Origin of the sequence: Aneurinibacillus terranovensis DSM 18919, assembly GCF_000430625.1 — a bacterium.
Lineage (GTDB): Bacteria > Bacillota > Bacilli > Aneurinibacillales > Aneurinibacillaceae > Aneurinibacillus_B > Aneurinibacillus_B terranovensis.
The window spans coordinates 18,790-33,127 of sequence record NZ_AUMJ01000046.1; the positions used below are offsets into that span (position 1 = coordinate 18,790).

Below are 14,338 nucleotides of genomic sequence, written 5' to 3' on the forward strand. Positions count from 1 at the left end.
ATTCCTCCTTCAATTACTTTGTTTGAACCGTAGCTACTTCGGTTTGTCCGGCAATGACCTGGCAATTCGTTACGGTTACGGATTGGTTGGCTTTCAGATTTGTAAAAACGACAGGGGTGATGGTTGATTTTGCATTTGCTTCAATGTAAGCAAGATCAACATGGAGCAGGGGTGTCCCTATTTCAACACGCTGGTTCTCTTCGATAAGCAATTTAAAACCCTGCCCTTTGAGGTTCACCGTATCAATCCCTACATGAATAAGGATTTCCAGGCCTGTATCAGAAAGAATGCCAAGGGCGTGTTTGGTAGGAAAAGCATTGATAATCTTGCCTTTAACCGGAGAGACGACTTTGCCTTCCACCGGTCTTATCGCAAATCCATCCCCCATCATTTTACCAGCAAATACTTGATCAGGCACCTGTGTAATGTCGATAACTTTCCCCGATAGCGGCGCTACAATATATTCCGTTCCCGCTATCGCTACAGGGGCACCGGCCGGCACTTCCTTTTGAACGGCAGCTTCCTGTGCTTCCGCCGGTTTAGCCCCTTCCATCAGTGCCTTTATCTGCTCTTTAATGGCATCCGATTGAGTCCCGTATATCGCCTGAAAGTTGTTGCCCATTTCCAGTACGCCTGTCGCACCTAACCCTTTCAACCGGTTTTTATCGACTTTTTTCGGGTCGGCAACGCTCACACGCAAACGAGTGATACAGGCATCAAGCGCCGTCAGGTTTTCTTTACCACCGAGAGCCTCAAGAATACCGGCCGCCTGGCTGCCTGCTTGCGCTGGTTTGTTCTGTGTGTTTACTTCCTCGTCGGATTCACGCCCGGGCGTTTTCAAATCCCACTTGCGAATCGCAAAACGAAACATGAAGTAGTAGACCAAACCGAACACAAGCCCTACGGGAATAATAATCCAGCCTCTTGTCGATAACCCGTAGTTCAACACATAGTCGATGAGACCACCAGAGAACGTGTACCCGTCTCTTACTCCGAAAATGTCAAGAATCGTAAAAGACAGGCCGGCTAATAAGGCATGGATGAAGAAAAGAACAGGGGCTACAAAAAGAAAAGAAAATTCAACCGGTTCTGTAATCCCTGTTAACATGGAAGTCAGGCCGGCGGATACCAGAATACCTGATACCGCCTTTCTCCGTTCCGGACGAGCTTCATGAATCATCGCCAGAGCGGCAGCCGGAAGGCCGAAAATCATGTAGGGGAAGAGACCGGCCATAAACCGGCCTGCCGTTTTATCTCCGGCAAAGAAACGAGCCATATCCCCCGTAACCACCTTGCCTGTTGACGGATCGATAAATTGACCCATTGTGAAATAGAACGGCGTTTGAAAAATATGGTGCAGACCAAACGGAATAAGCAAGCGCTGAATAAACCCAAAGAAGAACGGGCCCGCGGTTGAGTTCATAACCCAAGTACTGGCGGCGTCAATTCCATGCTGAATCGGCGGCCAAACAAAGGCAAAGACAACACCCAGCAATAGGGAAGTAAACGCTGTTATAATTGGCACAAAACGTTTTCCGGCAAAAAAACCGAGAACAGGATGAAGTTGAATGTTAAAGAAGCGTTTATACAGAATGGCTGCCGTAAGGCCAATAATAATTCCGCCAAACACCCCCATATTAATAAGGTGTTCCGCCCCTTGATAGGGTGGCTGCAAATGCAGGAATTTCCCCATATTATCAAGTGTCGTTGTCAATACGAGATAGCCAATCACTGCGGCAAGACCGGCGACTCCGTCTCCCCCGGCAAAACCGATCGCTACACCGACCGCAAAAATAATGGGCATGTTATCAAAAATAGCGCCTCCAGCATTTTTAATAACCGGCATATTGAGCAGATCCTTATCGCCGAAGCGAAGCAGAAGCCCTGCCGCAGGAAGTACGGCGACCGGCGTCATTAAGGCCCGTCCAACCTGCTGTAAAACCTGAAACGCTTTCTTAAACATAGCTAATCATCACCCGCTCTTCCATCTCCATATATGTTCATCAACCAAAAAAGGCATGAGCAAATGTCCTGTTACGACTTAAGATGTCGCAATAACAGGAAATTTACTCATGCCTGATCGAATCAGTCACACGGTTCATCATTTCATATGGAGATGGCTAACAATTCGCTGGATGTGCAATGTTAAATAGCTTACTTCCGCTTCCGGAATATCTACTTTCAGTTCGTTCTGCATGATTTTCACTAACTTCCAACTCAAATTATAGCACGCGGGATATTCTTTACGCAACAAATCACTTACAGGGTGATTGTCTTCAAGCATCTTTTTTGCTTCAGCCCGTTCGACAGCGAAACGAAGGTGCGTGATCAATCGTGCGTAATCAATGGATGTTTTATCAATGGTGACATCAAGCTCATTCTCAACTACAGAAATCAGGCGTGATATAAGCTGTGAAAAACGATTCATCTTACTAAGGCTCTGGTTGGTTCTTGAACTGTGAAGGTGAAGGGTTATAAATCCGATTTCATCATCCGGTATTTTCATATGAAGCTGTTTTTCAATTTTCCTTATTCCTTCTTCAGCAATCTTATATTCATACGCATACAAGCTGCGCACCTCATGAAGGAATGGATTATCAATATTGACACCCTGTCCCAGACGCTTAATCGCAAAAGAAATGTGATCGATGAGTGTCACAATAAATTGTTCGGAAAACTTCTTGTTAACCGCTTTCTCAACATACTCAATAAACTCATTTATGATCCGAATAACTTCCTCATCTGTTTCGGCAAAAATCCGGACCATCTTTTCACGGTTGTCTTCTGAAGAAGGTACAAACACTTTTTCAACGGCTTCATTAAATAAAATGCTGTCTCCCTTTTTCTTCTCAAACCCGATTCCTTTTCCGAGCAGGATGACCTCGGTTCGCCTTTCGTCGAGGGCTAATAACGAGTTGTTATTCAGAACTCTTTTTATCTGGTAACGCTTTCCCGTATTCATTGCTTGATTCACCCTTTTCTCCGTAGACTATATAAAGATACATGTTCTGCCGCTAGAAATCAAGCAAAAAAAAGGCGATAAGCCCTTATCCGCTACCTTTTCCACGCGGGAAGGGCGAAGTGACTATCACCTTTGAAAACATTTTCGTCGACTAGCTCTTTATTATGCGTTGAACATTTTCCATTGCTTCCGTTTGCAGGGCAGCCAGAAGGTTCTTACTCTTTTCCAACGAATCCTCCCGAACACCGAAGTAAAACTTTAATTTCGGTTCCGTTCCCGATGGCCTAAGGCAGAACCACGATCCGTCTTCAAGAATGAATTTCAGCACGTCGGATGGCGGCAGCTGAATGGTCTCGTTCGCTGCCCCCGCAAGATTTTTACGCACTCCGGTTTTATAATCCTCGATAAGCACAACCTTCCTGCCCGCAGCTTGCTGCAATGGTTTCATACGGAATTGCTGCAGCACCGCTTCAATCTGCTTGATTCCTTCCTGCCCTTTTAAAGTGAGTGATTCAAGGCTTTCCAGGTAAAAGCCGTATGTTTCAAATATTTCATGCAATCCGTCGTAAAGCGACATCCCCCGTGATTTATAGTAAGCCGCCACCTCTGCAGCCATAAGACACGCCTGCACAGCATCTTTGTCCCGTACGAAGTCTCCAATTAAATACCCGTAGCTTTCTTCATACCCAAATAAAAAGCGATGTTCCCCGGTTGTTTCAAATTCATTAATTTTCTCGCCGATAAATTTAAATCCAGTTAGCGTATCAATGGTATCGATACCGAAACGCCCGGCAATGGCACGCCCGATTTCAGACGTTACAATCGTTTTTACAACGACGCCATTGTCTGGAAGCGTTCCCTGTTCTTTATGCTGCGAAAGCAGGTAATGGAGCATCAGGGCACCGGTTTGATTTCCGGTCAAAACGACATATTCCCCCTGATGATTTTTAACCGCCACTCCCATCCGATCGGCATCCGGATCGCAGCCAAGAAGCAAATCGGCGTCGGTTTCTTTTCCATAACGGATGGCCAGTTCAAAGGCGGCATGCTCTTCAGGATTGGGGGATTTCACAGTTGAAAAATTAGGGTCCGGACGTTCCTGTTCCTTAACGATCGTTACATTGGTAAAGCCTGCCGCATCAAGAGCGGCCCGCACCGGTTTGTTCGAAGTACCGTGAAGCGGGGTGAATACAATTTTCACGTCATCCGCCATTTGCTGAATAAGGGACGGATTCATGCAAATATTTTTCACCTGTTCTATGTATGTCCGGTCCACTTCATCACCGATGATGGTTAATATCCCAGAGGCTTTAAGAGCGTCTTCATCGGCAACCTCTATTGACAGTTCATCTTCAATACCATTAACATAGTGAATCACTTCATTAGCCGCCTGAGGCGGGAGCTGTCCGCCGTCCGGACCGTAGACTTTGTACCCGTTATACTCAGGAGGATTATGGCTGGCCGTAATGACAATGCCCGCGTACGCATGCAAGTGTCGTACGGCGAACGACAGTACAGGGGTAGGGCGCAGTTCGTCAAATAAATATGTGCGAATTCCATGTCTGCCGAGAGTACGCGCCGCTTCCCGGGCGAATTCGAGCGATTTGTGGCGCACATCATACGCGATGGCGACCCCGCGGTTTTTCGCCTCCTCACCCTGTGACTCAATGTAACGCGCCAATCCTTCCGACGCTTTACGAACCGTATAGATGTTCATGCGATTTGTACCCGGCCCAATTTCACCTCGCAGGCCCCCAGTGCCAAACTCCAGGTTTTTATAAAAGCAATCCTCCAGTATTTTTTCATCACCCTGTAGCTTTTCCAGGGCCTGTTTCATTTCAGCATGGAGAGAAGGGTGTTCTATCCACCGTTTCCATTGTGTTTTCCAGTTCATGTTATTCCCCCCTGTTTATAGTAGGAACCCTTTGTTTCTTACCAATTATTGAAGAAACTTTATTAGTATATGATTTATTTTACTTTGTTTTGTCCCCTATTTTATTTTATTTTAAAAGAAGTAAAGAAACCATCCCAAAAACATCAGGAATGACTTGAACATAAATTATTTAACTTCGCCGGTTCCTTCCATCTCGAGGCTTCAAATGGATTCCCCATAATCTGCATCCAGCTTTTTTTTAGCCGTCTGTGGTCTACGGGAAATAAGCCAAAACGTTAATCCAAATACAAGAGTAACGATTCCCCACCACAAGTCAAGGTTCCCGACTTGTTTAATTTTTGATTGAGGATTAGCTACGGCTCCATAGACAATAAGAATGACTCCATAAATGGTAAACAATATACCAACCAGGAAACGTAAATCAAACCACTTTGTCTTGTTCTTTTCCATGGAAATTCCCCCTTACCATAACCATGCATTGATGGCAATTAAAATGACAGCAGCAACAAATGCGAGATAACCAGGGCGCTTATACCACGACATGCTTGCATAATTCGGGCGCTTGGTTAATCCGTACACGACACCGGCCAGTTCTTCCAGCTTCTTCGGCTTTGTAAATAAACTAACACCAATCGTAACAATAACCGTAATAACCCATGCCCACCACGCGCGCCAGAAATTCCCCGCCTGCGGGCTGGCATAATAGGAAGCAGGAATAAGTGCATACAGTAAGAAAGCGCCTACAATTCCGGTAATAAGACCCCAGAAACCACCCCACGGTGTCGCCTTCTTCCAGAACATCCCGAGCAAGAAAGTGGCAAAGAGCGGGGCATTAAAGAACGAAAACAACGTTTGCATATAATCCATTACGCTTGGAAAATCTGCCGCCATATAAGCGGTTGCAATACTGATCAATACTCCCACAACAACAGACCAGCGCCCCATCGCAACATAATGTTTATCTGTAGCATTTTTATTGATATACGCCTGGTAGATATCATAGGTCCAAACCGTTGTAAACGCTGTAACGTTACCCGCCATTCCGCTCATAAAACTGGCGAGCATAGCCGTTAGCCCAAGACCCATGAGACCCGGCGGATAGTAGCGCTCAATCAGAAGTGGAAGCGCTAAATTGTAACTCGGTCCTCCTGTTTTTCCTATAGCCGGATAGATCGCGGCCGCAATGAGGCCGGGTACAATAACAAGAAGAGGAACGAACATTTTGAAATAGGCCGCATAAATAGGGGTATTTTGCGCAGCTCTTAGATTACGGGCAGCCAACGTTCGCTGTACAACGAGAAAGTCAGTTGTCCAATAACCAAAAGATAGAACAAAGCCTAGCCCAAGAATAATACCAACCCATTCAATGCCCATAGAATTGTGGCTTGCCGAACCAAGATTGGCCCACAAATGCCCAAAGCTTTGAGGAAGACGATTCATCATTCCTTGCCATCCGCCTAATTCTTTTAATCCGAGAATAGGAACCAGCAAAAGCCCAGTCCAGATTAAAAAAAACTGAATGACTTCATTGTAGATTGAGGATGTAAGCCCTCCCATTCCTACGTACAATAAAACAACTGCAGCTGATATTATAACACTAGTTGTTAGAGACCAGCCCATTAATACCTGAAAGATTAACCCCATGGAATATAAACTAATTCCCGACATCAGAACGGTCATAAAAGCGAATGATATCGCATTAACCGCGCGCGTTGCTTCGTTATAGCGAACTTTTAAATACTCAGGCACAGAGCGAACCTTGGAAACATAGTAGAATGGCATCATATAAATACCTAGAAAAAGCATAGCCGGAATTGCACCTAACCAGTAAAAGTGCCCGGTCAGCATCCCGTATTCAGCACCGCTGGCGGCCATTCCCAACACTTCAAGCGCGCCTAAATTAGCGGAAAGAAACGCAAGCCCTGTAATCCACGCCGGAATGGAGCGACCGGACAGAAAGAAGTCTTCTCCTGTATTTGCCTGGTTCTTCAAAAGGAACCCGATTCCTATTACAAAAATGAAATAAATGGCAATAATGAGATAGTCAACAAACGTTGCGGTAAATAAAGCGTGTGTCATTTTTCATTCCCCTCGGTTTTAATGGATTTTCAAAGCGGATTGTAATTGCTGTTTTTTTACTAACTTTATTAAATAAATCAAGTATCTGATCATCCAGAGGAACAGCGATATTAAACTTCTGTCACTCCCTGAGGTGTGAATAACTTATGCAATACGAGCGTAACTGCACCTACTGCTATCGCATGAGGACCAAGTTCGGATTTCACGATGGTAACCGATTTTGCCGGAACCGCAAGCGAACGATGCTCTACCGTTTCTTTCAGCGGCTGCAACACGAAATCACCCGCACGTGAAACTCCCCCGCTTAAAATAATACGCGACGGATTAAACGTATTGATCAGGTTGGCAATCCCAATTCCGAGGTATCGGCCGGTATCGGCAAGCACTTCTATCGCTACCGTATCTCCCTGTGCAGCAGCGTTCGCCACCATTTCACCTGTTATCGCATCCAGGTCACCCTTTACATACTCTTCCACCACCGTTTGTTTGCCGATGCGAATCGCCTTCTGTATCCGCTTAACGATAGCAGGACCTGACGTCAGAGTTTCCAGACAACCATAGTTTCCACAGCTGCATTTAGGCCCGTGGATATCAATCGTCGTATGGCCGATTTCTCCTGCGGTATAGGATGCGCCGTGGTACAGATGGTGGTCAAGAATGATGCCTGCTCCGACCCCTGTGCCGACATTTACGCAAATAAAATTGGCGATTCCCTGTCCCTGTCCAAACCAGCTCTCGCCGAGCGCAATCGCACGTACATCATTTTCGATTTCAACCGGGAGCATAAATTCTTTTTCTAGCTCCGTTTTCACAGGGATGTTGGCCAGATTCAAATTCGGGGCAAAAATAGAGATCCCTTTCTCAGGGTCAACCAACCCATGCATCCCGATGCCGATGCCAACAAACGATTGTACGGGATTTTTGGTGCCCTCGATCGCGGAATGGATGCTTTTTTTCAAAAGCCCTACGTATCCTTCCACGTCAACTCCGGCCGGAACTTTCGTCTCGGTATAATACACAACATGTCCGTCGAGGGTAGCAATAACGGCGTTTATTTTTTTGGCGCCCGCATACACCCCAATAATATAAAAGGCGGAGGAATTGATGCGCAGCATGATCGGCTTACGCCCACCAGTAGATTCTCCGAGATTACTTTCGACAACAAGCCCCGACTCAAGAAGTTCCCCAACAATGTTGGTTACCGTAGGCGCGGTAAGACGGGTGATTTTAGCGATTTCAGCGCGCGAAATCGGCCCATGAAGCCGTATTACATTAAGAATAGTTGACTTGTTCATGGATTTCATCCACTGGAAACTTCCAACCTGGATTTGTGTCATGTTTGATTCCTCCAGCCTCTCAATCTTCTGCTACCTGACGAGAATCCCCGGCCTCTTGTATAGTTGGCCGTTCTCTTCAAGAATAATGTACTCCCATTCTCCGGTGTGGGTCATAAATTCATTTCCGTCTTCCAATACAAGGATGGTATCCTCTGATTTAATTCCCCTGATGGCAGGATTCCAAGCAAACGCCTGATGCAGTTGAACCACCCCTTCACTTGCAGGTGTAGCGAGAAATTCTCGCGATTCATAGCCCGTTGGACCGCCCTGATGCAAATAGCGCCAGTCTTCCGCATAGCCAACTTCAGCATACGTTTCAATTCCTCTTTGAAACACGTCTTTAATCAGCACACCGGGACGGGTCGCAAGATTCATCGCTAAATCGATGCGGGAGACTTTGCGGCTGTTTTCTTGGATTTCAGCCGGAAGCGGGCCAAAATGAACAAAGCGTGTGGCATTCGCCACCAGCCCCCACTTCTCCGCACAAAGCACAAGCATGACATAATTGGACAGTTTCTTGTCCGTTGGAATCGGATGACGGTATTTAAAAATTCTCTCGTCCGTTGCCACCAAGATAACCTGCGGATTAATTCCTTGCGGCAGAATTTTCGAAGCCAGGAGGCTCCGGATCTCATATTCCGTCATCCCCGGCTCAATCTCCCGGCCTGTCGCTTCAATTGCCTTTGCGGCAGCTAGAGATAGCCGGCGATAGCGATTCATTTCGTCATCGGATAATACATACGACAATTCTGCCAGTTTCCGGCTGATATCGATTCCGCCGGTAAGCCCGGTGACAAGTACGGGAGGCACATCCGTGCCGATCACTTTTCCGCCGCATAACGTGTGGATCACGGATCCAGTCCCGTCCACCCACTCTGAAGCGGCCATTTCAAATTCGAGGCCTGTCAGCTCCTCCTCTGCAACGCGGGCGGCTTCCATTTTTGTGGTAATACAATATACAGTATCTTTCGTGACAAGCAGGTCAGCCACTCCATTTTCCGTAGTATTGACAATGCAGTTAACCTGACCATCGGTAAGCCATGAAAAACTCCGCCGTTTGCGGAGCAGCACACCGTCGAGCTGCTCTTCGCCCATAAGAATGCGAACTTTTTCAATACGCTGATTTACGTTCGCCAGTGCTGCCATTCCCTCTCCCCCTATATTCTCAGATGCTATTCTTTCGCGTAACCGTGCGGGTGGTGCTTATGCCAATTCCAGGCGCTCTCAATAATTTCGTCCAAGCTGTTATACCGCTGCTTCCATTCAAGTTCCGCCTGCGCCTTCTCATAGGCAGCAATCAATACGGCCGGATCTCCAGCACGCCGTTCGGATACTACCGCCGGTATTGGATGACCTGTTACCCTGCGGGCCGTATCGATCACTTGCTTGACAGAAAAGCCGGTGCCGTTTCCAAGATTGTAAATGCCGCTTTCCTTTGTTCGGCGCAGCCGTTCAAGTGCGAGCCAGTGCGCGTTTGCCAGGTCCATAACATGGATGTAGTCGCGGATGCACGTTCCGTCTTCTGTAGGATAGTCATCTCCGAAGACCGCAATCGATTCCCGCTGCCCGAGCGCAACCTGAAGAATAATCGGAATTAAGTGGCTTTCTGGCGTATGGTCTTCCCCGATATGCCCATCGGGGTGAGCGCCGGCGACATTGAAATAACGGAGCGCTATACTTTTCAATCCGTAAGCCACATCGCACCATTTGAGCATTTTTTCAATCGCAAGTTTGGTTTCCCCGTAAGGACTCGTAGGCTCTGTCGGATCCGTCTCCATGATCGGCACTCGTTTCGGTTCCCCATATGTGGCTGCGGTGGAAGAAAAGACAATGTTTTTCACGTTGTATTCCACCATTTTGGTCAGCAGGGTATGAGCGGCAATCACATTATTATCGTAATATTTTAGCGGCACCTGCACGCTTTCTCCAACAAGCGAATCCGCGGCAAAGTGAATCACCGCTTCAATTTCATTTTCCTGGAAGATGCGGTCGAGAAGCTCCCGTTTTCGAATGTCTCCGTCATAAAATGTTGGTGCCAGCACCGCCTGCTCATGGCCTTTCTGCAGGTTGTCAACTACGATCACATCCTCCCTACGTGAAAGCAATTCCGCAACCGTATGACTGCCTATGTAACCGGCACCACCTGTAACTAGAATTGACATATTTCCACCTCTTTTATCTCACGGGCACCGGCACCTACATCACACGTGTAAAAGGTTGGTGTCAGCCCTGTTTTCGTTTTATATTGCACAGTCACTGTCTGTTTAAAATGATCAATCGATTCGCGATGAACCAGACTTACCGTACATCCTCCGAAACCGGCGCCCGTCATTCGGGTTCCAATACAGCCTTCGATTTGCCGCTGACTATCGAAGAGAACGTCCAGGTGCGCACCCGTTACTTCAAACAAATCCCTCAGCGAGATATGGGACTGCTTCATTCGTTCGCCGAATTCAATTAAATCCCCATTCTGAAGTGCCTCCATGGAAGAGAGAACGCGCGCGTTTTCCGTTACGACATGCTCTACACGGCGGCGTATCGTCTCATCCGTAATGTGATGCTGCACTTTTCGCCATGTTTCTATGGAAATGTCCCCTAGAGAGGCGGCATCGGTATACGGCAGGATGGCGGCAAACCCCGCTTCGCATTCCGAACGGCGTTCATTATATTTGGAGTCGGCAAGGCCGCGCCGTTTATTTGAATTAGTAATCACCAGATTGTACACGCCCAGTTCGAGCGGAACATAACGATACTGGAGCGTATCACACTTTAAGAGCATTGCCTGTCCCATTCGGCCCATGCCGACCGCAAACTGGTCCATAATCCCACAGTTCACACCAATAAACGTGTTTTCCGCCCGTTGAGCCATCTTCACCAGTTCAACCGTCGGGATTTCTGCCTGTTCGATTGAAGCGAGCGCGACCCCTGTAACCAATTCAATGGAAGCGGAGGAGGATAATCCGGCACCGTTCGGTATGTTGCCGTGGAACAGCATGTCAGCCCCGTTTAAACCGATGCCCCGTTCAATAAACTGGCGAGCCATTCCTTTCGGATAGTTGGTCCAGTCATCCTCCGTACGATAAACTAAATCGTTTACAAAACATTCTGTACGAGTGGAAAAGCCTGTGGAAGCAAAGCGAAACAAACCGTCCCGGCGCGCTCGGGCAAACGCCCATGTTCCATAGGACAGCGCGGCCGGGAATACATAGCCGCCCGTGTAATCCGTGTGCTCGCCGATTAGATTCACTCGTCCCGGTGCAAAAAACAAACGGATCTCTTCGCCTGATGTATCAAATATATTATGAAACTCATGAAGCCATTTAGTATAGTCTTTCATAGTTAATCCCCGACCTTATTTTTTAAATATCGCTGGTACGCTTCGCGAAGTTTCGCGGATGTTTGCTCTACCGCTTTCGGATTACAGGCGGCCCATGCACCCGTTTCCGAGGAAGCGTTGTATTTAATTTTATTGGCTTCACGCAGCGGTGGATAAAACTCAATATGGAAGTGGTAATAATCGTCCACATCTTCACTGTTCACTGGCCGCTGGTGGAGAACCATCATATACGGAAACAGGCGGTCAAACAGAGTATCCATAGCGCCTGTCATTACCTTTAACATTTCCGCAAGGCTTTTTTTTTCTTCCATTGTAAAGTCCGGCAAAGCTGTTTTATGATTTTTACTAACGATAAACAAGCCGTAGGGATAATCGGTAAAGAACGGAATGTAGGCAATGAAATGTTCGTTTTCAAAAATCACGCGCTGCTTGAAATTCTGCTCTTCCCGGTTCATGTCGCAAATCAGGCAGTGTCCAGTTTGGTCGTGGTGGTTCTTACAGTTTGTAAGCTCAGTGCGAATTTTTAGCGGCATCTGCGAATACGCATAAATCTGGCCGTGCGGATGCGGCATCGTTACCCCGCATTCTTCTCCACGATTTTCGAAAATCATAATATATTTATTTTTCGGATCTCTACGCAACTCATTGAAGCGTTCCGTCCATAAATTTATCAATTGTTCAATATGCGGAACAGAAAGTTCGGGAAGTGTTGCTGTATGATTCGGAGAATACAGGATGACCTCGCATTTCCCGTACGATTTTTTTGTCCGGTATAGGTCGGACCCCACCTCGTCGGGTTCCGGAGGTTCGGGCATTAACGCGGGAAAGTCATTATCATATTTATACACCGTATAATCGTCCGGAACTTTTCCGGAGCCGGGGCAAAAGGGGCAAAAATCCTTTGGCATCGTCGGCCGGTTCGTCCGGTGGGAAGCAACCATGGTCCAATCATCCAGTAATGGATTATAGCGTAATTCAGCCAACTTTCTCCCTCCTTACTTTTTGCTGGATAGCTATACCACAATGGGTGACACCACGTGTGTCACTGCATGCTACCAGCTTGCATCTAACTTAATTAAATAAATTAATTAAGTTAATCATACTCTCCCCTATTTTTTTTTGCAATCTTTTTTTCGCTTAATTCCTCAACTTTTCAGCCTGCTTACACAAATATGCTTTAAAAAGCGGGCCTATGTCCTCACGTTCTAAAGCAAACTCGACGGTTGCCTTAAGGAATCCAAGTTTATTACCGGCATCATAGCGGGTTCCGTTGAATTGATAGCCCAGCAGCTTGTTCTGTTCTGCCAGCCGGTTCAGCGCATAGGACAAATCCAGCTCTATTCCCTGCTCACAGGGCGCTTCTTTTAAAAGTTCAAATACTTCGGGTTCAAATATATAGCGGCCAATAATCGCACGGTTGGTTGGCGGGTTTTCTTTCGGTTTTTCTACTACATAAGAAATATCATACAGCCGTTCGATCTTTTTCTCCCCTGCAATAATTCCGTAGTTTCTCGTCTCCTCCGGTTCTACCTCCTGCACCGCCACCAGCGATTTTTCCTCTTTCTCGTACAGTTCAAGCATCTGCTTCAAACACGGGGTGTCCCCTTTTATCAAATCATCGCCCAGCAGTACAGCAAATGGTTCGCCACAAATAAACGGCCGCGCACAGGCAATGGCGTCTCCAAGACCCAACGGTTCGCGCTGGCGAATGTAAAAAACATTGGCGAGATGGGAAATGTTTTCTACCACTTCAAGCTGACTCTCATTTCCTTTATTCCGGAGATTGGTCTCAAGTTCAAAGCTTTTATCAAAATGGTCCTCAATCGCCCGCTTATTGCGGCCGGTGACAATCATAATATCTTCAATCCCCGATGCGACTGCTTCCTCCACGATGTACTGGATAACAGGTTTGTCAACAATCGGGAGCATTTCCTTCGGCTGCGCTTTCGTTGCCGGGAGAAAACGGGTTCCCAGTCCGGCGGCAGGGATCACAGCTTTTTTAATTTTCATTTCACACTCTCCTTTCATTGGTAAAGACACAGTAAAGGGGACGAGTGCGACTCGTCTCCTTTACGATACAAATTGGATGCCCGGTTGTCAATCCATTGTAATTTCAATCAGTAATAAGTGATTTAATTTCATCTGCCAACGTTTTTTCTGTGACCGGCCCTTCAAGGAAATGGAAGATAAGAAAAGGGAGAGGGCTCTCCGGCCGAATTTCGATAGGCATCCCACATCGCAAATGTATAGAGACACGGGTAGAACATCTGCCATTGATAATCTGTTACACGAATTGCGGATTGAATATCCCCATAGAAGCTTGCAACGATGGCTCTATTCAGATTGGCTCGAACATTGATCAGAAATTCTAAAAAAATAAACACAAAACCCTTTACATATCTTCCATTCAAAATTTGTCAAAACCGGGCAGGGCAATACTCCAGAGAAGGCTTTCCATAACTTTTTACGGTCGGGTGCAAGCGGAATCTGCTCCATCCACCCGTTTTCGATCATGACCACCAAAAGAACAATTTCTGTCAACAGTCGGTATAGGAAGCGGCAATATCATTTCTGAGACTGATACCGATAAACACCCTATAATTTTCTAATTCAACTGCGTTTAAAGGCCTGCGATCTTCAAACAAAGGAAGTCCGGATAAAAAACTTTGCTTTTCAACAAACGCGACTCCGTCTCACTTTATAGTTTTAAAGTGGTTACGGGCTATTTT

At 46.7% G+C, this 14,338-nt stretch carries 11 protein-coding genes; all 11 read right to left on the reverse strand.

The genetic code is table 11. The annotated features are described in order from the left end of the window. Nucleotides 1–13: 13 nt before the first annotated feature. The 11 genes from ptsG to galU all read right to left on the reverse strand — a co-directional run bounded on the left by ptsG (nucleotide 14) and on the right by galU (nucleotide 13,619). Nucleotides 14–1,963 (reverse strand): glucose-specific PTS transporter subunit IIBC, encoded by a 1,950-nt coding sequence (gene ptsG / locus H525_RS0108825; RefSeq protein ID WP_027415909.1) that lies wholly within the window; start codon nucleotides 1,961–1,963, stop codon nucleotides 14–16. Between the two features lie 138 nt (nucleotides 1,964–2,101). Continuing rightward, entirely contained in the window at nucleotides 2,102–2,962 is an 861-nt protein-coding gene (gene glcT, locus H525_RS0108830; RefSeq protein ID WP_027415910.1) for a glucose PTS transporter transcription antiterminator GlcT, read from the reverse strand. Between the two features lie 151 nt (nucleotides 2,963–3,113). Further along, entirely contained in the window at nucleotides 3,114–4,856 is a 1,743-nt protein-coding gene (locus H525_RS0108835) for a phospho-sugar mutase (protein WP_027415911.1), read from the reverse strand. Between the two features lie 201 nt (nucleotides 4,857–5,057). Further along, on the reverse strand, nucleotides 5,058–5,306 hold the full coding sequence (locus H525_RS23390; RefSeq protein ID WP_051330917.1) for a hypothetical protein: 249 nt from the start codon (nucleotides 5,304–5,306) through the stop codon (nucleotides 5,058–5,060). 12 nt (nucleotides 5,307–5,318) lie between these two features. Next, nucleotides 5,319–6,935, reverse strand: a complete 1,617-nt coding sequence (locus H525_RS0108845) for a sodium:solute symporter family protein (RefSeq protein WP_027415912.1) — start codon at nucleotides 6,933–6,935, stop codon at nucleotides 5,319–5,321. Between the two features lie 110 nt (nucleotides 6,936–7,045). After that, a complete protein-coding gene (locus tag H525_RS0108850; RefSeq protein ID WP_027415913.1) occupies nucleotides 7,046–8,272 on the reverse strand; it encodes an ROK family transcriptional regulator in 1,227 nt (408 codons plus the stop codon). A 30-nt stretch (nucleotides 8,273–8,302) separates the two neighbouring features. After that, nucleotides 8,303–9,418: a M24 family metallopeptidase gene (locus H525_RS0108855; protein ID WP_027415914.1), complete on the reverse strand. Its 1,116-nt coding sequence runs from the start codon at nucleotides 9,416–9,418 to the stop codon at nucleotides 8,303–8,305. Between the two features lie 26 nt (nucleotides 9,419–9,444). Further along, nucleotides 9,445–10,434, reverse strand: a complete 990-nt coding sequence (gene galE, locus H525_RS0108860) for a UDP-glucose 4-epimerase GalE (RefSeq protein WP_027415915.1) — start codon at nucleotides 10,432–10,434, stop codon at nucleotides 9,445–9,447. Next, nucleotides 10,422–11,609: a galactokinase gene (locus tag H525_RS0108865; protein ID WP_027415916.1), complete on the reverse strand. Its 1,188-nt coding sequence runs from the start codon at nucleotides 11,607–11,609 to the stop codon at nucleotides 10,422–10,424. Before H525_RS0108865 ends, galE begins: the two co-directional genes overlap by 13 nt. 2 nt (nucleotides 11,610–11,611) lie before the next feature. Then, nucleotides 11,612–12,592: a galactose-1-phosphate uridylyltransferase gene (gene galT, locus H525_RS0108870; protein ID WP_027415917.1), complete on the reverse strand. Its 981-nt coding sequence runs from the start codon at nucleotides 12,590–12,592 to the stop codon at nucleotides 11,612–11,614. Between the two features lie 154 nt (nucleotides 12,593–12,746). Then, on the reverse strand, nucleotides 12,747–13,619 hold the full coding sequence (gene galU / locus H525_RS0108875; protein ID WP_027415918.1) for a UTP--glucose-1-phosphate uridylyltransferase GalU: 873 nt from the start codon (nucleotides 13,617–13,619) through the stop codon (nucleotides 12,747–12,749). Nucleotides 13,620–14,338: the final 719 nt, after the last annotated feature.

Bases quoted from the DNA above. Each gene is read 5' to 3' on its own strand.
- ptsG (WP_027415909.1), bottom strand. From the start codon at position 1,963: ATGTTTAAGAAAGCGTTTCAGGTTTTACAGCAGGTTGGACGGGCCTTA.
- glcT (WP_027415910.1), bottom strand. From the start codon at position 2,962: ATGAATACGGGAAAGCGTTACCAGATAAAAAGAGTTCTGAATAACAAC.
- H525_RS0108835 (WP_027415911.1), bottom strand. From the start codon at position 4,856: ATGAACTGGAAAACACAATGGAAACGGTGGATAGAACACCCTTCTCTC.
- H525_RS23390 (WP_051330917.1), bottom strand. From the start codon at position 5,306: ATGGAAAAGAACAAGACAAAGTGGTTTGATTTACGTTTCCTGGTTGGT.
- H525_RS0108845 (WP_027415912.1), bottom strand. From the start codon at position 6,935: ATGACACACGCTTTATTTACCGCAACGTTTGTTGACTATCTCATTATT.
- H525_RS0108850 (WP_027415913.1), bottom strand. From the start codon at position 8,272: ATGACACAAATCCAGGTTGGAAGTTTCCAGTGGATGAAATCCATGAAC.
- H525_RS0108855 (WP_027415914.1), bottom strand. From the start codon at position 9,418: ATGGCAGCACTGGCGAACGTAAATCAGCGTATTGAAAAAGTTCGCATT.
- galE (WP_027415915.1), bottom strand. From the start codon at position 10,434: ATGTCAATTCTAGTTACAGGTGGTGCCGGTTACATAGGCAGTCATACG.
- H525_RS0108865 (WP_027415916.1), bottom strand. From the start codon at position 11,609: ATGAAAGACTATACTAAATGGCTTCATGAGTTTCATAATATATTTGAT.
- galU (WP_027415918.1), bottom strand. From the start codon at position 13,619: ATGAAAATTAAAAAAGCTGTGATCCCTGCCGCCGGACTGGGAACCCGT.